This window comes from Pseudomonas reinekei (genome assembly GCF_001945365.1).
Taxonomy (GTDB): Bacteria; Pseudomonadota; Gammaproteobacteria; order Pseudomonadales; family Pseudomonadaceae; genus Aquipseudomonas; species Aquipseudomonas reinekei.
The window spans coordinates 33,726-52,869 of the sequence record NZ_MSTQ01000018.1; the positions used below are offsets into that span (position 1 = coordinate 33,726).

Here is a 19,144-nt window from a genome sequence, read left to right on the forward strand (position 1 = left end):
GCTTGAACTGTTAGCGTTTTGACTGGCCCCCATGAGGCCAGTCACTCGCTGAAACGTTCAGATCGGTGTATCAGCTGCGCGCCTGAAGGCCTTCGACAAAGCCTGCGATACGACGACAGGCATCTCTTAACGCGGCATCGGAAACGGTGAACGAGATCCGTACAAATCCGGCGGTGCTGGCGCCGAACGCACTGGCGTCGAGCACCGCAACCCCGGTTGCACGGAACAGCTGCCAGGCGAACTCGGTGCTCGACAGCCCGCTCTCGCGCACATCCACCAACATGAACATGCCGGCCTCGGGCACCTTGCACTTGAGCAACGGCACATTGCGCAAGCCGTCGACCACCAGGTTTCGACGTCGCAGATACAGTTCCCGCGCATGGCTGACCACCTGCTCATCCAGCTCCAGCGCCTTGAGCGCAGCCGCCTGAATAAATCCCGGCAGCCCGTAGAGCATGCACAGCAGCAGGTTATCCAGATGACCGATCAGCGCTCGCGGGCCCACCACCCAGCCTACCCGCCAGCCTGTCATGGCGTGGGACTTGGACAAGCTATTGAGCACCACGGTGCGGTCGGCCATACCTTCGAAGGTGGCCACGCTCTGGTGCGGACGGTCATAGGTCAGCTGACCGTAGACCTCATCGCTGATCACCCACAGGTTGTGACGCTGAGCGACCAGCGCCACAGCTTCGAGCTCCTCATGGGTGTAGACGTTGCCGGTGGGGTTGTTCGGCGTAGCCAGGGCGATGCCGCGCGTCTTGTCGGTGACCACTGCCTCGATGGCCGCGAGGGTCAGGCGGAAATCATCTTCCGCGGGCTGGGCAATCGGTACCAGCAGCGCCCCCGAGGCCTGAATGCTTGCCGCATACGTCAGGTACATCGGCGCCGGCACCAGCACTTCATCACCCTGTTCGAACAGGCACATGGCCGTCGCGTACAAGCCATTCTGCGCACCGGCCACCAGCGCTACGTTGTCGGCAGACACCGGCTGGCCGAGCAAGGCCGTCTGCTTTAAGGCAACGGCTTCGCGCAGTTCCGGCCGACCGATCACATGGGTGTAGTGGGTGTCGCCTGCGTTGATTGCCTGAACCGCTGCGGCGCAAATTTCATCGGCGGTGGCGAAATCCGGATCGCCGATGCTCAGCACGATCGCATCTTCACCCCGTGCCTGCGCATCACACGCGGCGTAGTGGATGTCCCAGGCGGTGACGGTTTCGCCGCTGATGCGCTCGACCATGGACGAGTATTTCATTTGAAGCTCCTTGAAAACCCTCGGGGTGACGTTCTACTCAATGTTGAAGTCAGGCCTGACGTTGGGGCGTTTTGCCGATACGGGCAAAGCCCTGCTCGATGACAATAGTTGGTTCGACGAAACCTGCGGTCACCCGTGGTGGCAAACCGGCAAAAAAGTTTGCCGGTCGTTTCCTGTTAGCGGTACCACGCAGCTGGCGCAGTGGCTGCGCCTCGGCCTAGCGATCGGGGGCGATCAACTGGCACAGCCTGGCAGTCGCCTCGATCATCTGCCCGCTTGGGCGCTCCAGGCCTTTGTCCGTCACCAGGCGCAACTGCCCTTGCTTTACAGCCGCCACCTGCGGCCAGGTTTTCCATGCATCGAGTTGCGTTTGATCGCTGACCAGAATCATCTCGGGATTGCGCTGCAACACCGCCTCCACGCTGACTTGCGGCGCTGGCAATGTCTGCTCGTCGAATACATTTCGCGCCCCACACACCTGCAGCGCATCGCTGATGATCTGCCCACCGCCGATGGTGTACAGCGGCCGATCCCACACCTGGTAGAACACCCGCAACGGCTGATCCCGACGATAGCGTTGGCGCAGGTCCGCCAGTCGCTGACGCAAACCGGTCGCCAGTGCCGCGCCCCGCTCCGGTCGCCCGAGCCGAGCGGCTATCGCTTCGATCTGCGCGGTGAGCTGTTGGAAATCGTGGGGTTCGGCGACATAAGTCGGGATGTTCAAACGCTTGAGTTGCTCACGCTGGGCCGGACCAACGCTGCCGGGCCAGAGCAGCAGCAAATCGGGCTGCAGGCTGAGCAAGCGCTCCATGTCCAATTGGCCGTAGCGGCCAACGGAAGGCAGGCCTTTGAGTTCGACAGGACGCTCACCGGCATCCAGCACGCCCACCAGCAGGTCGGCCGAACCCAGTTCAACGACGATTTCAGAGAGAGAAGGCGCGAGGCTGACGACTCGCTCGACTGCGGCTGCAGAACCGCTGAAGGCCAACAGCAAAACCGTCAGCCAGATCGCACGCATCAACCGAGCTGACGCGGAATACGGTAGAGATAGAACAGCACCGTGGTCGACAGCGCCAGCAACATCAGCGGTACCGCTTCCAGCCCCACGAACACGGCCAGTGCACCGATCCATGCTGGCAGGCCGGCGACGAGGAACGCCGTTCGGCGCTTGGCTGCCAGGCGGATCCACGCGGCAGGTTCTTCAGGGGTATCGAGGGCTTTCTGAGTGGCGATCAATGCGTGTTTGTAGCCACCGAAAAACTTCAGGCTGACAAACATCGAGGCGACACCGGCGATGAACAACGGCATCGCCAGCACCGGCAAAATCGCCTCGCTCTGGCCGAATACGCCGTTGATCACGAACAGCGGCAACAAGGCCAGCGCCAGGTACTGCCACCAGTTGACGGACAGTCGCCGCCGTACCTGACCGCGCGTCACGCCCGATCTACCTCGCCTTGATGTTCGTTACCCATCATGTGGTCGAGTTTGCTGGCCTTGGTCGCCAGGTAGAGTTTGTTGTGCGGGTTATGGCCGGTGTGCAGCGGCACGCGCTCGGCAACCACGATGCCCATGTCGGTCAAGGCTTTGACCTTGCGCGGGTTGTTGGTCATCAGACGCAAGGACTTGACACCCAGGTGCTGCAGCATCGGCAGGCACATGGCGTAATCGCGCTGGTCGGCAGCAAAGCCCAGGCGCTCGTTGGCTTCAACGGTGTCGGCACCGCCGTCCTGCAACTCGTAGGCGCGGATCTTGTTCAACAGGCCAATGCCACGCCCTTCCTGACGCAAGTACAGCAACACGCCGCGGCCTTCACGGGCAATGGCCTGCAGGGCGGCTTCAAGTTGCGAGCCGCAGTCGCAACGCTGGCTGAACAAGGCATCGCCCGTCAGGCATTCGGAATGCAACCGGCCGAGTACCGGAGCGCCATCGGCGATCTCACCCAGGCTCAGCACAACGTGCTCGCGGCCGGTGGCTTCGTCGAGAAAACCGTGCATGGTGAATTGCGCAAAAGGCGTTGGCAGCTTGGAAGCGGCGACAAAAACGACAGGCACCGGTGTGCTCCTGATCTAAAGAGTCTTAAGATTCGCAGGTCGGCATTGTAACAGCACGTTCCAGACGACGCTTAGGCTGAATTATCGGCAATAACTATCAAAAAGTTTGATATCCGCCGTGACAACTTCCGCAAGGGGTAATCGCCGACCGCAACAAACCGTGTTAATGCTCTTCAAATGGGTACGGTTGTTTCCAGCGTTCGAAGATCGGCTTCAGCTCGCCACTGTTCACCAACACCTCCATGCGCTGGTCAAACAGCTTCGCCAGGGCGCGGGCATTGGGGGTCTTGGCGAAACACAGGTACAACGGTAATTCCGCGATATGGGTGCTGCGCAACTGCGATGGATCCTTGGCCCGACTGCGCACGTATTCGACTTCTGTCAGTGCATCGATGTAAAAGTCGGCACGATTTTGAGTCAGCATAGAGACAATGCCGGTCCGCCGCAGCACTTCGTTGTAACGGCGAACGTTGGGCAGATAATCCTGGTAGTCATAACCCCGGACCCAGGCCAGTCGATAGTCGCCCAGGGTTTGCGGCGTGGGCACCGGGCTGCTGGCCAACCCCAGGGCATAGATGTGATCGGTGTCGAAATTCCACTTGGGATAGATCAGCCCGGGCAATTCGTCACGGTAGGAGCCGACACAGGCGTCGACCTCACCGCGCTCGGCCAGGCCCATGGAGCGCAAGTAAGGTTCGGTGCGGATCTTCAGCGTGACGCCTGCCGGCTCAAAGACCTTGCGCAGCACGTCCCAAGCGAGGCCGTGTCCATCGGCGGCGGTGTAGTCTTCCCATTCTTCGCTGGCGAGTTGAACCACCGAAGGCGTCGTCGTGGTCGCGTCACCCGCCTGGACGAATGAGCCAAACAAGACCAACACCATCGCCAACAACCCGCGCCGAGCCATCCCTAGATCTCCCACTTAACCCCTTAGGCGAATATCCACACCAATCCTTGCATCGCCAGCCAGGCAAACACCCCGGCCAATACGTCATCAAGCATGATCCCGACGCCGCCGTGAACGTGCCGGTCGATCCAGCGAATCGGCCACGGCTTGAGAATATCGAAGAAACGGAACACCAAAAAACCCGCCAACAACCACTGCCATCCTTCGGGCACCAGCCACAGGGTAATCCACATCCCGACCATCTCATCCCAGACGATGCCTTCATGGTCGTGCACGCGTAAATCATCAGCCACCTTGCCGCACAGCCAGAAGCCAAACAGCATGGTGATGCCCAGCATCAGCCAGTAGCCCCAATCGGGCAACATCTGCCACAACGGAATAAAGGGTAGCGCAACTAACGACCCCCAGGTGCCCGGTGCCTTTGGCAAGGTGCCCGAGCCGAAGCCGAACGCCAGGAAATGCCAGGGATTACGCCAGACCGACGGCGGTACGAATTCCGCCGGGACCTGCTTGGGATGATCTGTCACGGTGACTCCCGAAAATGTTGATAACCCCGGGTTTGCGGGGTGATGTCCTGCCCATCGGCGTCCAGCAGCGTCACGCCCTGCCCGTTCCCGACACGGCCGATGACATGAATCGGCCAGCCGTTGGCCAGCAGCGCCGGCAACTCGACGGACGGCAAGGTAAACGCCAGCACGTAATCGTCACCGCCGCTCAGGGCCGCGCTTTGTGCATCGGACTGGCCAAGGAATGCCAGCAACGCCTGCGACAACGGCAACCGGTCACGCTCAACCTGAAGACAGACTTTTGAAGCGAGGGCGATATGCCCGCAATCGGCAAGCAGGCCATCGGAAATATCCATCGCCGAAGTGGCCTTGCCGCGCAGAGCCTGGCCCAGACCAAGCTGTGGTTGCGGCGACCAATAGTGCGCCAGCAACGGGCCGGCAATGGCCGCTTCTGCCGTACGCTGGCCGAGCACCAACGGCAATGCGCCGGCGGCATTCCCCAACTCTCCGCCGACACACAACAGATCGCCCGGCTGTGCGCCACTGCGAGTCAACGCTTTGCCGGACGGCACGCGACCGAACACGGTCATGGTCAGGCTCAACGGCCCGCGAGTGGTATCGCCGCCAACCAACGCCACGCCGCAGCTTTGCGCCATCCGATTCAAACCACGGGCATAGGCTTGCAGCCAATCGGCGGTCACCGTCGGCAAGGTCAGGGCCAGGGTAAAGGCAACCGGAGTGGCGCCCATGGCGGCCAGGTCGCTGACTGCCACGGCCAGCGAGCGCTGACCGAGCAGAAACGGATCGCAGGGGTCGGCGAAATGCACGCCGGCCACCAGCGTATCGGTAGAAATGGCCAACTGTTCCCCGGGAGGAACGGCCAGCAAGGCGCAATCATCGCCGATCCCGAGGGCAACACCTTCGCCGCCCTGCGCACAGGGCGCGGCGGCGAAGAAATTGCGGATCAGCTCAAACTCACCCATGGCAATGGCAGTTCAAGCGCAGGTTAGCGCTTGAACGCCTTGACTTCAGCTTCACGCAGACGCGGGGCCAGCTTGTCGAGCACACCGTTGACGAACTTGTGGCCGTCGGTGGAACCGAAAACCTTGGCCAGTTCGATACCTTCGTTGATCACAACGCGGTACGGCACGTCGACGCGCTTGAGCAGTTCCCAGGTCGACAGGCGCAAAACCGCCAGTTCAACCGGGTCCAGCTCTTCGATGGTCAAATCGAGGCAAGGCGTGAGTGCGGTGTCGATTTCGGTCTTGAACTGCGGAACCCCGTGCAGAATTTCGCGGAAGTACGCGCCATCGACATCGGAAAAATCGTTATCGACCCGGAACTGCGCTTCGATCTCGTTCAACGACTGCTTGGCCATGTGCCATTGGTACAGCGCCTGCGTCGCGAGCTGACGGGCTTCGCGACGCTTGACGCTTTTCGATGGCTTGCCGGCATCCGCAGGCTTTGGATCGCGCGGGTTGAAACGATCGCTTTCGTCGCTAATCACTTGGCCTCCAACTGCGCCAGCAGGCTGACCATTTCCAGAGCGGACAGGGCAGCTTCAGCACCTTTGTTACCGGCCTTGGTGCCGGAACGTTCAATGGCTTGTTCGATGGAATCAACGGTCAGGACGCCGAAAGCGACCGGCACGCCAAACTCCATGGACACCTGGGCCAGACCTTTGGTGCACTCGCCAGCCACGTATTCGAAGTGCGGAGTACCGCCACGAATGACCGCGCCCAGGGCGATGATTGCTGCGAACTCGCCTTTCTGAGCGACTTTCTGCGCAACCAGCGGGATTTCGAAGGCGCCAGGGGCGCGGATGATGGTGATGTCGCTTTCGCTCACGCCGTGGCGAACCAGGGCATCAACTGCACCGCTGACCAGGCTTTCAACGACGAAGCTGTTGAAACGGCCCACTACCAAAGCGTAGCGGCCTTTAGGGGCGATGAAGGTACCTTCGATGGTCTTCAGGGTCATTCGTTAGATCTCTTAAAGAGCCGGGACGCGTCTCGTACGCGTCCCTCAGTGATATTTGAACCGCGAATTCAAGGCCGTAAACAACCGGTCATTATTCGGAGGGCACGTATTCTACAACTTCCAGATCGAAACCGGATATCGCATTAAATTTCATCGGTGCCGACATCAGGCGCATTTTGCGCACACCGAGGTCACGCAGGATCTGCGAACCGGCACCGACAATGCTGTAGGTGGTCGGTTTTTTAACTGCCGTGTGATCGGCGGTTTCGCGGATATGCGCCAACAACACATCGCCATCGAGCGGGTGACCGAGCAGCAGCACCACACCGCTGCCAGCCTCGGCAACCTTGGCCATGGCGGCGCGCAGGCTCCAGCGGCCGGGCTGGTTGACCATCAGCAAATCGCGCAGCGGGTCCATGTTGTGCACCCGAACCAGGGTCGGTTCTTCGGCGCAGACATTGCCCAGGGTCAGTGCCATGTGCACATCGCCTTCCACGGAATCACGATAGGTCACCAGGTTGAATTGGCCCAGTTCGCTGTCCAGCGGCTGCTCGGCAATCCGCTGAACGGTACGTTCGTGGATCATCCGGTAGTGAATCAGGTCGGCAATGGTGCCGATCTTGATGTCGTGTTCAGCGGCAAACGCTTCCAGCTCGGCGCGACGGGACATGGTGCCGTCGTCGTTCATCACTTCACAGATCACACCGCTCGGCTCGAAACCGGCCATGCGCGCCAGGTCGCATGCGGCTTCGGTGTGGCCGGCACGAGCCAGGGTGCCGCCGGCCTGGGCCATCAGCGGGAAAATGTGGCCCGGGCTGACGATGTCTTCAGCCTTGGCATCGCGGGCGGCAGCCGCTTGCACGGTGCGCGCACGGTCGGCGGCGGAGATCCCGGTGGTCACGCCGGTGGCCGCTTCGATCGAGACGGTGAACTTGGTGCCGAACCCGGAACCGTTGCGCGGCGCCATCAATGGCAGCTTGAGCAGCTCGCAACGCTCACGGCTCATCGGCATGCAGATCAGGCCACGGGCGTGCTTGGCCATGAAGTTGATGTGCTCGGGCTTGCAGCACTCGGCGGCCATGATCAGGTCGCCTTCGTTCTCGCGGTCTTCGTCATCCATGAGGATGACCATCTTGCCTTGGCGGATGTCTTCAACCAGTTCTTCGATGCTATTGAGCGCCACAAGGCACCCCCCTTCTTTCGAAATTAGAGCTCAGGATTTGAGGTAGCCGTTGGCGGCCAGAAAGCTTTCGGTGATGTTACTGGAAGCAGGCTCTGCGGCCTTGTCGCCCAGCAGCAAGCGCTCCAGGTAACGGGCCAGCAAGTCCACTTCCAGGTTCACCCGGCGACCTGGCTGGTACGACGCCATGATGGTTTCGCTCAGGGTGTGCGGAATGATGGTCAACAGGAACTCGGCGCCATCGACCGCGTTCACGGTCAGGCTGGTGCCGTCGACACTGATCGAACCCTTATGGGCGATGTACCTGGCCAGTTCTTTCGGCGCGCGAATGCGGAATTCCACGGCGCGGGCGTTCTCGGTGCGGGCAACCACTTCGCCCACGCCATCGACGTGACCGCTGACCAGGTGACCGCCCAGGCGCGTGGTCGGGGTCAGGGCTTTTTCCAGATTGACCGGACTGCCGCTTTTGAGGTCGTTCATGGCGGTGCAGTCGAGGGTTTCACGGCTGACATCCGCCGCGAAGCCGTTGCCTGGCAGCTCAACGGCGGTCAGGCACACGCCATTGACCGCGATGCTGTCGCCCAGTTTGACGTCGCTCAGGTCGAGCTTGCCGGTGTCGACGTGAACCCGTACATCACCGCCCTTTGGGGTCAATGCACGAATACTGCCGATGGATTCGATGATGCCGGTAAACATGAGGTTCTCCTCGAGAACAAAGCCAGCGCTATAGCGATGGCCGGGAATTATACGCTGGCTGCTGGCGAAGGAATGGCAGTGACCCGCCAGTCATCGCCCACCGCGCGAATTTCGGTGATTTTAAGCTCGGGCGCATCCTTCATTTGCGCGAGCGGCCAATCCAGCAATGGCCGCGCCGAAGACCCCAGGAACTTGCCGGCGATGAAAATCTGGAACTCGTCCACCAGACCGAGCTGGGCAAAGGCCCCCGCCAGCCGTGGGCCGGCCTCGACCAGCACTTCATTGACCTGACGGTTGGCCAGTTCGACCAGCAACTGACGTAGATCGACCTGCCCATCGTAACCCGGCACGATCAGGCATTCCGGGCCGTTGGCGTATTGCTCTTCCACCGCCACGCAAGTAGCGACCAGCGCCGGACCGGCCTTGAAAAATGGCGCATCCAGCGGCACCCGCAGACGGCCATCGACCAGCACACGCAGTGGCGGCCGACTCATGGCCAGTGCGGTTTGTTCGGCATCCAGACCGAGCTCATCGGCGCGCACGGTCAAACGCGCATTGTCCGCCAGCACCGTATCGGCGCCAGTCAGCACCACGCTGGCCTGGGCACGCAGGCGTTGCACCGCCGAACGCGCCGCCGGGCCGGTGATCCATTGGCTTTCACCGCTTTGCATCGCGGTGCGGCCGTCGAGGCTCATGGCCAGCTTGACCCGCACGAACGGCAAGCCGTGTTCCATGCGTTTGAGGAAGCCTTGATTGAGTTTGCGCGCTTCGCTTTCCAGCACGCCGCTTTTGGTGGCGATGCCCGCCTGTTCCAGACGTTGCAGGCCACGACCGGCGACTTCCGGATTAGGGTCCTGCATCGCCGCGACCACCCGCGCCACACCGGCATTCACCAGCGCATCGGCGCAGGGCGGCGTGCGGCCATGGTGGCTGCAAGGTTCGAGGGTAACGTAAGCCGTGGCGCCCCGGGCCCGCTCACCGGCGGCGCGCAAGGCATGGACTTCGGCGTGGGGTTCACCGGCGCGCTCATGCCAGCCTTCGCCGACAATCTGCCCGTCCTTGACGATCACACAGCCAACCCGCGGATTGGGGTGTGTCGTGTAGTGACCCTTGCGCGCCAATTCCAGCGCGCGAGCCATGTAGTGCGCGTCGAGGACGGCCTGTTCGGCGGATGTGGTCATTCTTTCACCGGCTCACGGGCCAGGCGATCGATCTCTTCGCGGAACTCGTTGAGGTCCTGGAAGCGGCGATACACCGAGGCAAAGCGGATATAGGCGACTTCATCGAGCTTCTGCAGCTCGGCCATCACCAGCTCACCCACCACGAGGGATTTGACCTCGCGTTCGCCGGTGGCGCGCAGTTTGTGTTTGATGTGCACCAGCGACGACTCGAGGCGCTCGACACTCACCGGGCGCTTTTCCAGCGCGCGCTGCATGCCGGCGCGGAGTTTTTCTTCGTCGAACGGCTGGCGACTGCCGTCGGTTTTAATCAGGCGCGGCAACACCAGTTCAGCCGTCTCGAACGTCGTGAAACGTTCGCCGCAGGCCAGGCATTCACGCCGGCGGCGCACCTGTTCGCCCTCGGCGACCAGACGCGAGTCGATGACCTTGGTGTCGTTGGCACCGCAGAAGGGACAGTGCATGGTGGCAGGCAACAAAAAAAGGGAGGGCCATGGTAGCGCATCCCGGTGGCAAGACAAGCCATAGGGTTTGCGGTATACAGACGGGATGATCACTTGATCCATGGATTTCATCTTTCCGGAGCTGCCAATGTCGTTACGTCCGCTCGTTTTGCTCAGTCTTTTTAGCCTGTTGGTGGCCTGCAGCAGCGATGCACCGCAGCCCCAGCCACCGACCCCGGGCCCTGCGCCGCAACAAGCGCAGAAAAAAGCCAAGGAGGCCGCCGAACTCGGCCCGTTGCCCGCGTTTCAGCGCGAGTTGAGCGGCACCCTCCAGGGTGTGCCGACCGGTGCCGAGGTCGAACTCGCACTGCTGGTGATCGACGACAAAGACCGGCCGCAACAATTGCTCGCCAGCTCCAGCCTGATCGGCAACAACCAGGTATTGCCATTCCACCTGCGCTTCAATCCGGAGTCCTTCCCGGCCGGTGCGCGGGTTGAACTGCGTGGTCGCGCCAGCCAGTCCGGTCAGTTGATCCTGCATCTGCCGTCGCAACTGATCAGCCAGCCGACGACCCAGACGCTGGGCCAGTTGCAGTTCGTCAAAGCGCCATGAGTGCACCGCTCGACCTGCAACGGGCGCTGGGTGAGTTGCTCGGTGATGCGCAATTGGTCGCCTGTGAACTTCCGCAGACCGACCTGAAGCTGTGGCTGATCGATGGCGACAACATGGACCGCGCCTTCAGCCCGGAAGAAACCCGGCGCATCCTGCACGAGCCGCCCTACTGGAGTTTCTGTTGGGCCAGCGGGTTGGCGGTGGCTCGTTACCTCGCCGAACACCGCCACTGGGTCGAAGGCAAGCGGGTGCTGGATTTCGGCGCCGGCTCTGGCGTGGCAGGGATTGCCGCTATGAAGGCCGGGGCACTGGAAGTGGTGGCCTGTGACCTCGACCCGCTGGCGATTGCCGCCTGTCGGGCGAATGCCGAACTCAATCATGTACAGCTCAGCTACTCGACCGATTTTTTCACCGAGGCCGATCGCTTCGATCTGATCCTGGTGGCAGACGTGTTGTACGACCGGGCGAACCTGCCGCTGCTCGACGAGTTTCTCAGTCGCGGCCGCGAAGCGCTGGTGGCGGATTCTCGGGTGCGGGATTTTCGTCATCCGCTGTACCGGCGTATCGAAATGCTTGAGGCAATGACCTTGCCGGACCTGGCCGAGCCGGAAGAATTTCGGCATGTGAGCCTGTACCACGCCAGCCGCAGCTAAAAGCATCGCGAGCAGGCTCGCTCCCACAGAGGGAATGCATTCCAGTGTGGGAGCGAGCCTGCTCGCGATGACGTCCTGTCAAACGAAGCATCTCTAACGAACACCCCGCTTCCGGCGCGACCCCACCAAGCCGTATAGTTGCCCCATTCACGCTTCTACGAGATTGCCCATGAGTCAGGAAACGCCGTACATCTTCGACGCCACGACTGCCGATTTCGACCAGTCAGTGATCGAGAACTCTTTCCACAAACCGGTACTGGTGGATTTCTGGGCCGAATGGTGTGCGCCGTGCAAAGTACTGATGCCGATGCTGCAGACCATCGCCGAGAGCTATCAGGGCGAGTTGCTGCTGGCCAAGGTCAACTGCGACATCGAACAGGACATCGTCGCCCGCTTCGGTATCCGTAGCCTGCCGACCGTGGTGCTGTTCAAGGACGGTCAACCGGTGGACGGTTTTGCCGGAGCGCAGCCGGAATCGGCCGTACGCGCCCTGCTCGAACCCCATGTGCAAATGCCGCCGCCAGCCGCCGCCGATCCGTTCGAACAGGCCCAGGCACTGTTTGACGATAGCCGCTTTGCCGATGCCGAAGCCTTGCTCAAAGTGATCCTGGGCGAAGACAACACCAACGCCAAGGCGTTGATCCTGTACGCCCGCTGCCTCACCGAACGCGGTGAGCTGGACGAAGCGCAGGCGGTGCTCGACGCGGTCAAAAGCGATGAGCACAAGGCTGCCCTGGCCGGTGCCAAGGCGCAGATCAAGTTTCTCGGGCTGGCCAGGAATCTGCCGGATGCTGCTGACCTGAAGGCGCGACTGGCGAAAGACCCGCAGGACGACGAGGCGGTTTATCAACTGGCGATCCAGCAACTGGCCCGTCAGCAATACGACGCCGCACTGGATGCCCTGCTCAAGCTGTTCATCCGTAACCGTAGCTACAGCGAAGGCTTGCCGCACAAGACCTTGCTGCAGGTGTTCGAACTGCTCGGCAACGATCATCCGTTGGTGAGCACCTACCGCCGCAAGTTGTTTGCTGCGCTTTATTAAGCTCGCTCCAACGACCAGCGGTAGAGCGGCGTATCCCCGCCGCTCTCGACCTTCACGTCCGGGCTATGGCGCAAACGCACCAACAGGCGTTTGCCCGCCGACGCATTGCCGGTCAGCCCTTCCAGCTGCTCCAGCAAATCCGGCCCACTCAACTGCCCTGCCTTGCGCAACAGGTCCCTGGCGATCTGCCACAGCGCATCGTCCTGATTCTGCGGTTTGGCCGGCGCAGCGCTGACCTCGGTTTTTTCCACGGTCAACTGCGCACCCAGCCGCGCCCAGTCAGCGTCATCCATCTCCAGGGTCAAATCCACCGGCCAGTCGCCGATGCTTCCGCGAATTCGCAACATGAGTCTGCTCCTGCACATTTCTGACTTGCATGCTCCCATGGGACTTGTGCAACGCCAAGCAGCCAGTCAAACTCTCCACACTTACGTTATAAGATTACATAACAAACTCTTCATTTACCTACCGGAGACTCGCCATGCGTCGTCTGCTGCTCGCTTTGCCGTTTGCCTTGTTGCCCCTGGCCGTCGCCCATGCGGCTGACGAGCATGACCACGATCACGATCATGAACACGGCAGCCTTGGCGCCCACGAGCACGGTGTCGGTCGCCTCAACGCGGCACTGGACGGGCAGACCCTGGAGCTGGAACTGCAAAGCCCGGCGATGAACCTGGTCGGCTTCGAGCATGCCGCCACCACCGATGCCGATAAAGCCAAAGTGGCGGCCGTTCGTACTCAGCTGGAGAAACCACTGGCGCTGTTCAACCTGCCGAAAGCCGCAGGCTGCGTGGTCGCGAGCCAGGAACTGGAAAGCCCGTTGTTCGGCGACAAACCAGATGCCGACGATGATCACGATGAGGACGCCAAGGACGCGCATCACCACGACCACAGCGAAATCCATGCCCATTACCGGTTCACCTGCGCCACGCCGGGCGCGCTGAAGACCCTGGATCTGGCGAACATTTTCAATACCTTCCCGGCCACCCAGAAAATTCAGGTACAACTGATCGGACCAAGCGGGCAGCAAGGGGTTGAAGTGACGGCCAAGGCTGCCAGCCTGAAATTCTGAATCCACGGACGATCCCCTGTGGGCTCATCTCTCAACAGACCGGCGCCATATGACCCAAGCACTCATCGAACTGTCTGACCTGGGCTTCAGCTGGCCCGGTCACCCGCCGCTGCTGGACATCCCGGCGTTTCGCCTGGAACCGGGCGAAACCCTGTTCCTCAAAGGCCCCAGCGGCAGTGGCAAGACCACCCTGCTCGGCTTGCTCGGCGGCGTGCAAAAACCCGACCGCGGCAGCATCCGCCTGCTCGGCCGGGAGCTGACCGAACTCTCGGCCGGTGCCCGCGATCATTTTCGCGTCGATCACACCGGCTACATTTTCCAGCAATTCAACCTGCTGCCGTTTCTGTCGGTGCGCGAGAACGTCGAACTGCCCTGCCACTTCTCGAAATTGCGCGCCGAACGGGCGAAACAGCGTCACGGCAGTGTTACTAAAGCCGCCGCCACCCTGCTCGCCCACCTTGGCCTGAAAGATGAAAACATTCTCGGTCGACGTGCCGATTCGCTGTCTATCGGCCAGCAGCAACGGGTGGCCGCCGCGCGCGCGTTGATCGGTCAGCCGGAACTTGTGATCGCCGACGAACCGACCTCGGCGCTCGATTACGACGCACGGGAAAACTTCATTCGCCTGCTGTTTGCCGAGTGCCGCGAAGCCGGCTCGAGCCTGTTGTTTGTCAGTCATGACCAGAGCCTGGCGCCGCTGTTCGATCGCAACCTGTCGCTGGCCGAGCTTAATCGCGCCGCCACCCCGTCCGAGGTCTGAGATGTATTTGTTTCGTCTAGCCATGGCCAGCCTGGCTAACCGCCGCTTCACTGCGATCCTCACCGCGTTCGCCATTGCCCTGTCGGTGTGCCTGCTGCTGGCCGTGGAGCGCGTGCGCACCGAAGCCAAGGCCAGTTTCGCCAGCACCATCAGCGGTACCGACCTGATCGTCGGCGCGCGTTCCGGCTCGGTCAACTTGTTGTTGTATTCGGTGTTCCGCATCGGCAACGCCACCAACAACATCCGCTGGGACAGCTTCGAACACTTCGCCAACAACCCGAAAGTGAAGTGGGCGATCCCGATGTCCCTCGGCGATTCCCATCGCGGCTATCGGGTGATGGGCACCACCGAGGCCTACTTCGAGCATTACCAGTACGGCCGCCAACAACACCTGGAACTGGCCGACGGCCGAGCCTTCGCCACCGACCCCTTCGAAGTGGTGCTCGGCGCCGAAGTCGCGCAGGCGCTGCACTACAAACTCGGTGAAAAACTGGTGCTGGCCCACGGTGTGGCGGCGATCAGTCTGGTCAAGCACGACGACAAACCGTTCACCGTGGTCGGCATTCTCAAGCGCACCGGCACACCGGTGGACCGCACACTGCACATCAGCCTCGGCGGCATGGAGGCGATTCACATCGATTGGCACAACGGCGTACCGGCCCGGGGCAACGGGCGGATCAGTGCCGAGCAGGCCCGCAACATGGACCTGACGCCGCAAGCGATCACCGCGTTCATGCTCGGCCTCAACAGCAAGATTTCAACTTTCGCCTTGCAGCGCGAGATCAACGAATTCCGTGGCGAACCGATGCTGGCGATCCTGCCGGGCGTAGCGCTGCAAGAGTTGTGGAGCCTGATGAGCACGGCGGAAAAAGCCTTGTTCGTGGTGTCGCTGTTTGTCGTGCTGACCGGGTTGATCGGCATGCTTACGGCGATTCTCACCAGCCTTAACGAACGCCGCCGCGAAATGGCGATTCTGCGTTCGGTGGGCGCGCGGCCATGGCATGTTGCAACGTTGCTGGTGCTTGAGGCGTTTGCCCTGGCGCTGTCCGGCGTGGTGGCAGGCGTGGCCCTGCTTTACGCATGCATCGCCGTGGCCCAAGGATACGTGCAAGCCAACTATGGGCTGTTTTTACCGTTAGCCTGGCCCAGCGAATATGAATGGACGCTGCTCGGTGGCATTCTGATCGCCGCGCTGCTGATGGGCAGCGTGCCGGCCTGGCGCGCTTATCGCCAATCCTTGGCCGATGGCCTGTCGATCCGTTTATGAGGACTTTGAAAATGCCCCGCGCTTTCCTTGCGCTGTTGATGCTGGTCGCCCTCCCCCTGTGGGCGGCCGAGCCGAAAGAGCTGACCTGGTCGGAAATGATTCCACCGGACGCGCTGCCGGAAGTGCCGAACATGACACCGCTGCATGACATGTCGAAGATGAGTGATGCACTGTCCGCCGAGTCGGCACCGGCAGCCAGGCAGGACATGCCCAACGCGCCGGTCGTCAAAGCCCTCGACGGCCAGAACATTCGCCTGCCGGGCTACATCGTGCCGCTGGAAGTGAGTGAGGACGGCCGCACCACGGACTTCCTGCTGGTGCCGTACTTCGGCGCCTGCATTCACGTGCCGCCACCGCCGTCGAACCAGATCGTGCACGTCAAAAGCGAGGTCGGGGTGAAGCTCGATGAGCTGTATCAGCCGTACTGGATCGAAGGTGCGATGCAAGTCAAAGCGTCGACCAGCGAGTTGGCGGATGCCGGGTATCAGATGGAGGCGGAGAAGATTTACATGTATGAATTGCCGGAGTGAAATCCGGCAGGTTTGCGCAGTCAGCAACACCGTCATCGCGAGCAGGCTCGCTCCCACATTTGGAATGCATTTTCCTGTGGGAGCGAGCCTGCTCGCGATGGGCACATCAAAAACACCACAAAACTAACCCCATCCCACTTTCATTGAGCTGCGTCAAAAGACCAAATTGTTAGCCGGCTTACCATTGGACATCGAAAGTTTTTAACGTCCTTTGGAGCCCCCATGAACAAGTCCTTGCTCGGCGCCTCGCTGGTTACCCTCGCGCTCGCAGCCCCGCTTGCCCAAGCCCACGAGGCGGGCGACATCATCCTTCGTGCCGGCGCGATCACCACCAACCCGACCGCCGACAGCTCCAGCGTCAAGGTCGATCAAGGTCCGCTGAGCGGCGCCGACCTGGGTGGCAAGGCGACCATGAGCAGCGACACGCAACTGGGCCTCAACTTCGCCTACATGCTCACCAGCAACTGGGGTATCGAACTGCTCGCGGCGACGCCGTTCGAGCATGACGTGAAACTGAAAAACACCGCGCTGAGCGCCGCCAACGGCAAACTGGGTACGCTCAAACACCTGCCGCCGACACTGAGCGTTGTGTACTACCCGCTGGACGCCAAATCCGACTTCCAGCCGTATGTAGGCGCAGGCATCAACTACACCTGGATCTACGACGAACACGTTGGCAGCGATGCCAGTGCCGCCGGTTTCAGCAACTTCAAGGCGAAGAATTCCTGGGGCATGGCCTGGCAGGTCGGCGCCGACTACATGCTGACCGATCGCGTGATGATCAATGCCCAAGTGCGCTACATCGACATCGATACCCGCGCGACCGTGGAAAACAACGCGGTGGCACCGGGCACCCGGGCACGGGTGAACGTGGACGTCGATCCGTTCATCTACATGGTTGGTCTGGGTTACAAGTTCTAAGGATTCACGTGGTGGTGAATGGGTCGTTCCACGCCCTGCACGGGAACGATCAGCAACAAAAGAAGGCGCCTGTACAGGCGCCTTTTTCTATTGTCCCAACAACCGCGCCAGGCCAACGCTTATCGGTGTTTGCGCGGGGGCGTTGAATCGCCCCAGCAATCGCCGGTTATTGGCCCGCGAATGGCGAATGTCCCCGGAGCGCGCCGGGCTGTAGCTCACGGGCGGCAACTGACCGACCACTTCCTCAAGTGCGGCGAGCAATTGCTTGAGACTGGTCGCCTGATTCCAGCCAACGTTCACTGCGCCGACGTCAGCCTGCGGTTTTTCGATGCCCTGCATCAGCAACTTGACCAGATCTTCGACGTAGAAAAAATCCCGGGTCTGCTCACCGTCGCCAAACACGGTGATCGGCAAACCTTTCTGCGCGCGCTCGCTGAAAATACTGATCACCCCGGAGTACGGCGAGGACGGATCCTGGCGCGGGCCGAAGATGTTGAAGAAGCGGAAAATCACCGGTTCAAGACCATGCTCGCGCCGGTAGAAATCGAAGTAATGCTCGCTCGCCAACTTGTCCGAGGCGTAGGGCGTCAACGGTGCCTTGGGCGTGTCTTCATCGATCGATTCGCCTTCGCCGTTATTGCCATAGATCGCAGCGCTGGAAGCGAACAGCACGCGCTTGACGCCCGCCTGGCGCATGGCTTCGCAGACATTCAGCGAACCGATGAAATTGCTCTGGTGCGTCCTCACCGGATCGTCCACCGACGCCTGCACCGACGCCACCGCCGCCAGGTGCGCCACAGCGCGGCAACCGGCCACAGCCCGAGCCACCAGCGCGGCATCGGCGACGTCGCCGACGATCAACTCGACCTTGGGATTGTCCAGCGGCAGGTTGCTGCGCTTGCCGGTCGACAAGTCATCCAGAATGCGTACCGAATGGCCCTTGGCAAGCAACGCGTCGGTCAGGTGCGAGCCTATGAAACCGGCGCCGCCGGTGATTAAAACGGGACTGTCAGCCATGGCGATAGAACCTGTCCAGTAGTCCGGGAAGTGCCGCACGCCAGGCGCGTGGCTTGATTCCAAAGGTGTGTAGAATTTTCTTGCAGGCCAGCACTGCGTGTTGCGGCTCTTCGGCGGCGTCCGGGCGCGCGGCGTGAGCCTGGGCGGTCGGTGCTTCGATGGCCAGCGCATGCAGGGCCCGGGCTTCGGTGAGGATCGCCTGCCCCAGCGCCAGCGGCGTGGTCGCCTCATGCCCGGCGTAGTGATAGGTCCCCCACAACGGCGCGGCGCAGTCGAGTTGCTTGAGCACCGAAATGATCACCCGGGCAGCGTCGTCCACCGGCGTCGGATTACCTCGACGGTCGTCGGCCAGCAACAGCTCTTCAGGCTGCTCGGCCCGTGCGAGGAAACGTCCGAGGCTGCCGTCGGGGCTGTCATCGAGCAGCCAGCCGAAGCGCAGCAGCACGTGCTGCGGGCAAGTGGCGCGCACGCTTTGTTCGATCCGCCACAACGCCTGACCGCGCAGGCCCAAGGGCACCGGTTCGTCTTTTTCGCTGTAGGCGGTGGCGCGAGAACCATCGAACACGCGATAGCTCGAAGGCTGCAACAACACGATGTTGTGGTGCTGGCACAGCTCGGCGAGACGCTCGACCGCCCGCTCTTGCCCGGCCAGACGCTGCTCGCTGACCGCCTCGGCCTGGAACCAGTCGAAGTAGTAGGCGAGGTTGATCAACGCGTCCGGGCGAGTGTCGTCGAGCAGTTGCGTCAGGCTCGCGGCGTCCCAGCCGTCTTGCGGCGGGCGGGGGGCGAGGAAACCGATGTCTTCCTCTGCACCGAGGCGAATCAGCGCCTGCCCAAGGGCATTTCCGCCGCCCAGTAACATAAGGCGCATTCGCATAGAGTCAGCAGGCCCAGTCTGATTGAAACAATGGCTGTATCGACAACGCCCACGGGCGATGCCGTTGATAGATGCCGGAATCGTTGCATTTTGCGGGTTTAGTGCGCAACCGTCATCCGTAAAGTGTAGATGTCCGGGATTTCAATGCGCCCTCACCACATGAGCCGTTAATAAACCGAGCGGTACTTGTAACTTCCAACCC

At 61.5% G+C, this 19,144-nt stretch carries 24 protein-coding genes; 8 read left to right on the forward strand and 16 right to left on the reverse strand.

The window, feature by feature from the left end:
• Window positions 1–70: 70 nt before the first annotated feature.
• From BVK86_RS23200 to nrdR, 13 genes are all read right to left on the reverse strand, one after another.
• Window positions 71–1,252 (reverse strand): pyridoxal phosphate-dependent aminotransferase, encoded by a 1,182-nt coding sequence (locus tag BVK86_RS23200; protein ID WP_075948641.1) that lies wholly within the window; start codon window positions 1,250–1,252, stop codon window positions 71–73.
• 217 nt (window positions 1,253–1,469) lie between these two features.
• On the reverse strand, window positions 1,470–2,270 hold the full coding sequence (locus BVK86_RS23205) for a cobalamin-binding protein (protein ID WP_075948642.1): 801 nt from the start codon (window positions 2,268–2,270) through the stop codon (window positions 1,470–1,472).
• Window positions 2,270–2,689, reverse strand: coding sequence for an MFS transporter (locus BVK86_RS23210; protein WP_075948643.1), 420 nt, complete (start codon window positions 2,687–2,689; stop codon window positions 2,270–2,272). The genes BVK86_RS23205 and BVK86_RS23210 overlap by 1 nt, the downstream gene beginning before the upstream one ends.
• Complete coding sequence (gene ribA / locus BVK86_RS23215) at window positions 2,686–3,303, reverse strand: GTP cyclohydrolase II (protein WP_075948644.1); 618 nt, start codon at window positions 3,301–3,303, stop codon at window positions 2,686–2,688. The genes BVK86_RS23210 and ribA overlap by 4 nt, the downstream gene beginning before the upstream one ends.
• Before the next feature lie 163 nt (window positions 3,304–3,466).
• Complete coding sequence (locus BVK86_RS23220) at window positions 3,467–4,207, reverse strand: substrate-binding periplasmic protein (RefSeq protein WP_075948645.1); 741 nt, start codon at window positions 4,205–4,207, stop codon at window positions 3,467–3,469.
• Between the two features lie 23 nt (window positions 4,208–4,230).
• Window positions 4,231–4,734: a phosphatidylglycerophosphatase A family protein gene (locus BVK86_RS23225; protein ID WP_075948646.1), complete on the reverse strand. Its 504-nt coding sequence runs from the start codon at window positions 4,732–4,734 to the stop codon at window positions 4,231–4,233.
• Window positions 4,731–5,696 carry a thiamine-phosphate kinase gene (thiL, locus tag BVK86_RS23230; RefSeq protein WP_075948647.1) on the reverse strand — a complete coding sequence of 322 codons (966 nt, stop codon included), beginning with the start codon at window positions 5,694–5,696 and terminating at the stop codon, window positions 4,731–4,733. The genes BVK86_RS23225 and thiL overlap by 4 nt, the downstream gene beginning before the upstream one ends.
• A 23-nt stretch (window positions 5,697–5,719) precedes the next feature.
• A complete protein-coding gene (gene nusB, locus BVK86_RS23235; protein ID WP_003185935.1) occupies window positions 5,720–6,220 on the reverse strand; it encodes a transcription antitermination factor NusB in 501 nt (166 codons plus the stop codon).
• Entirely contained in the window at window positions 6,217–6,693 is a 477-nt protein-coding gene (ribH, locus tag BVK86_RS23240; RefSeq protein WP_003228649.1) for a 6,7-dimethyl-8-ribityllumazine synthase, read from the reverse strand. Before ribH ends, nusB begins: the two co-directional genes overlap by 4 nt.
• 91 nt (window positions 6,694–6,784) lie before the next feature.
• Window positions 6,785–7,876 (reverse strand): bifunctional 3,4-dihydroxy-2-butanone-4-phosphate synthase/GTP cyclohydrolase II, encoded by a 1,092-nt coding sequence (gene ribBA, locus BVK86_RS23245; protein WP_075948648.1) that lies wholly within the window; start codon window positions 7,874–7,876, stop codon window positions 6,785–6,787.
• 30 nt (window positions 7,877–7,906) lie between these two features.
• Complete coding sequence (locus BVK86_RS23250) at window positions 7,907–8,569, reverse strand: riboflavin synthase (RefSeq protein WP_075948649.1); 663 nt, start codon at window positions 8,567–8,569, stop codon at window positions 7,907–7,909.
• A 47-nt stretch (window positions 8,570–8,616) separates the two neighbouring features.
• Window positions 8,617–9,750, reverse strand: coding sequence for a bifunctional diaminohydroxyphosphoribosylaminopyrimidine deaminase/5-amino-6-(5-phosphoribosylamino)uracil reductase RibD (ribD, locus tag BVK86_RS23255; protein ID WP_075948650.1), 1,134 nt, complete (start codon window positions 9,748–9,750; stop codon window positions 8,617–8,619).
• Window positions 9,747–10,211 carry a transcriptional regulator NrdR gene (nrdR, locus tag BVK86_RS23260; RefSeq protein WP_003228656.1) on the reverse strand — a complete coding sequence of 155 codons (465 nt, stop codon included), beginning with the start codon at window positions 10,209–10,211 and terminating at the stop codon, window positions 9,747–9,749. Before nrdR ends, ribD begins: the two co-directional genes overlap by 4 nt.
• Window positions 10,212–10,338: 127 nt before the next feature.
• On the opposite strand from nrdR, the gene BVK86_RS23265 reads away from it, so the two are divergent.
• From BVK86_RS23265 to trxA, 3 genes are all read left to right on the forward strand, one after another.
• Complete coding sequence (locus BVK86_RS23265) at window positions 10,339–10,803, forward strand: YbaY family lipoprotein (protein ID WP_075948684.1); 465 nt, start codon at window positions 10,339–10,341, stop codon at window positions 10,801–10,803.
• Window positions 10,800–11,456, forward strand: coding sequence for a class I SAM-dependent methyltransferase (locus BVK86_RS23270; RefSeq protein ID WP_075948651.1), 657 nt, complete (start codon window positions 10,800–10,802; stop codon window positions 11,454–11,456). Before BVK86_RS23265 ends, BVK86_RS23270 begins: the two co-directional genes overlap by 4 nt.
• 169 nt (window positions 11,457–11,625) lie before the next feature.
• A complete protein-coding gene (gene trxA, locus BVK86_RS23275) occupies window positions 11,626–12,498 on the forward strand; it encodes a thioredoxin (protein ID WP_075948652.1) in 873 nt (290 codons plus the stop codon).
• Here the strand turns inward: trxA and BVK86_RS23280 are convergent.
• Entirely contained in the window at window positions 12,495–12,845 is a 351-nt protein-coding gene (locus BVK86_RS23280) for a hypothetical protein (protein WP_075948653.1), read from the reverse strand. The two genes, trxA and BVK86_RS23280, sit on opposite strands and share 4 nt — an antisense overlap.
• Window positions 12,846–12,979: 134 nt before the next feature.
• On the opposite strand from BVK86_RS23280, the gene BVK86_RS23285 reads away from it, so the two are divergent.
• The 5 genes from BVK86_RS23285 (at window position 12,980) to BVK86_RS23305 (ending at window position 17,048) form a co-directional block, all read left to right on the forward strand.
• Complete coding sequence (locus BVK86_RS23285) at window positions 12,980–13,570, forward strand: DUF2796 domain-containing protein (protein WP_075948654.1); 591 nt, start codon at window positions 12,980–12,982, stop codon at window positions 13,568–13,570.
• A 49-nt stretch (window positions 13,571–13,619) separates the two neighbouring features.
• Window positions 13,620–14,330, forward strand: a complete 711-nt coding sequence (locus BVK86_RS23290; protein ID WP_075948655.1) for an ABC transporter ATP-binding protein — start codon at window positions 13,620–13,622, stop codon at window positions 14,328–14,330.
• 1 nt (window position 14,331) lies between these two features.
• On the forward strand, window positions 14,332–15,597 hold the full coding sequence (locus tag BVK86_RS23295) for an ABC transporter permease (protein WP_075948656.1): 1,266 nt from the start codon (window positions 14,332–14,334) through the stop codon (window positions 15,595–15,597).
• 11 nt (window positions 15,598–15,608) lie between these two features.
• Window positions 15,609–16,127: a DUF3299 domain-containing protein gene (locus BVK86_RS23300; RefSeq protein WP_075948657.1), complete on the forward strand. Its 519-nt coding sequence runs from the start codon at window positions 15,609–15,611 to the stop codon at window positions 16,125–16,127.
• Between the two features lie 222 nt (window positions 16,128–16,349).
• Entirely contained in the window at window positions 16,350–17,048 is a 699-nt protein-coding gene (locus BVK86_RS23305; RefSeq protein WP_075948658.1) for an OmpW/AlkL family protein, read from the forward strand.
• Between the two features lie 87 nt (window positions 17,049–17,135).
• Here BVK86_RS23305 and BVK86_RS23310 read toward each other — a convergent pair whose 3' ends face one another.
• On the reverse strand, window positions 17,136–18,065 hold the full coding sequence (locus BVK86_RS23310; RefSeq protein ID WP_075948659.1) for an NAD-dependent epimerase/dehydratase family protein: 930 nt from the start codon (window positions 18,063–18,065) through the stop codon (window positions 17,136–17,138).
• Window positions 18,058–18,942, reverse strand: a complete 885-nt coding sequence (locus BVK86_RS23315) for a sugar nucleotide-binding protein (RefSeq protein ID WP_075948660.1) — start codon at window positions 18,940–18,942, stop codon at window positions 18,058–18,060. Before BVK86_RS23315 ends, BVK86_RS23310 begins: the two co-directional genes overlap by 8 nt.
• Between the last annotated feature and the right edge of the window lie 202 nt (window positions 18,943–19,144).

Coding starts and splice junctions, on each gene's coding strand:
- BVK86_RS23200 (WP_075948641.1), bottom strand. CDS start 1,252: ATGAAATACTCGTCCATGGTCGAGCGCATCAGCGGCGAAACCGTCACC.
- BVK86_RS23205 (WP_075948642.1), bottom strand. CDS start 2,270: ATGCGTGCGATCTGGCTGACGGTTTTGCTGTTGGCCTTCAGCGGTTCT.
- BVK86_RS23220 (WP_075948645.1), bottom strand. CDS start 4,207: ATGGCTCGGCGCGGGTTGTTGGCGATGGTGTTGGTCTTGTTTGGCTCA.
- thiL (WP_075948647.1), bottom strand. CDS start 5,696: ATGGGTGAGTTTGAGCTGATCCGCAATTTCTTCGCCGCCGCGCCCTGT.
- ribH (WP_003228649.1), bottom strand. CDS start 6,693: ATGACCCTGAAGACCATCGAAGGTACCTTCATCGCCCCTAAAGGCCGC.
- BVK86_RS23250 (WP_075948649.1), bottom strand. CDS start 8,569: ATGTTTACCGGCATCATCGAATCCATCGGCAGTATTCGTGCATTGACC.
- ribD (WP_075948650.1), bottom strand. CDS start 9,750: ATGACCACATCCGCCGAACAGGCCGTCCTCGACGCGCACTACATGGCT.
- nrdR (WP_003228656.1), bottom strand. CDS start 10,211: ATGCACTGTCCCTTCTGCGGTGCCAACGACACCAAGGTCATCGACTCG.
- BVK86_RS23265 (WP_075948684.1), top strand. CDS start 10,339: ATGTCGTTACGTCCGCTCGTTTTGCTCAGTCTTTTTAGCCTGTTGGTG.
- BVK86_RS23270 (WP_075948651.1), top strand. CDS start 10,800: ATGAGTGCACCGCTCGACCTGCAACGGGCGCTGGGTGAGTTGCTCGGT.
- trxA (WP_075948652.1), top strand. CDS start 11,626: ATGAGTCAGGAAACGCCGTACATCTTCGACGCCACGACTGCCGATTTC.
- BVK86_RS23280 (WP_075948653.1), bottom strand. CDS start 12,845: ATGTTGCGAATTCGCGGAAGCATCGGCGACTGGCCGGTGGATTTGACC.
- BVK86_RS23285 (WP_075948654.1), top strand. CDS start 12,980: ATGCGTCGTCTGCTGCTCGCTTTGCCGTTTGCCTTGTTGCCCCTGGCC.
- BVK86_RS23290 (WP_075948655.1), top strand. CDS start 13,620: ATGACCCAAGCACTCATCGAACTGTCTGACCTGGGCTTCAGCTGGCCC.
- BVK86_RS23295 (WP_075948656.1), top strand. CDS start 14,332: ATGTATTTGTTTCGTCTAGCCATGGCCAGCCTGGCTAACCGCCGCTTC.
- BVK86_RS23300 (WP_075948657.1), top strand. CDS start 15,609: ATGCCCCGCGCTTTCCTTGCGCTGTTGATGCTGGTCGCCCTCCCCCTG.
- BVK86_RS23305 (WP_075948658.1), top strand. CDS start 16,350: ATGAACAAGTCCTTGCTCGGCGCCTCGCTGGTTACCCTCGCGCTCGCA.
- BVK86_RS23310 (WP_075948659.1), bottom strand. CDS start 18,065: ATGGCTGACAGTCCCGTTTTAATCACCGGCGGCGCCGGTTTCATAGGC.
- BVK86_RS23315 (WP_075948660.1), bottom strand. CDS start 18,942: ATGCGAATGCGCCTTATGTTACTGGGCGGCGGAAATGCCCTTGGGCAG.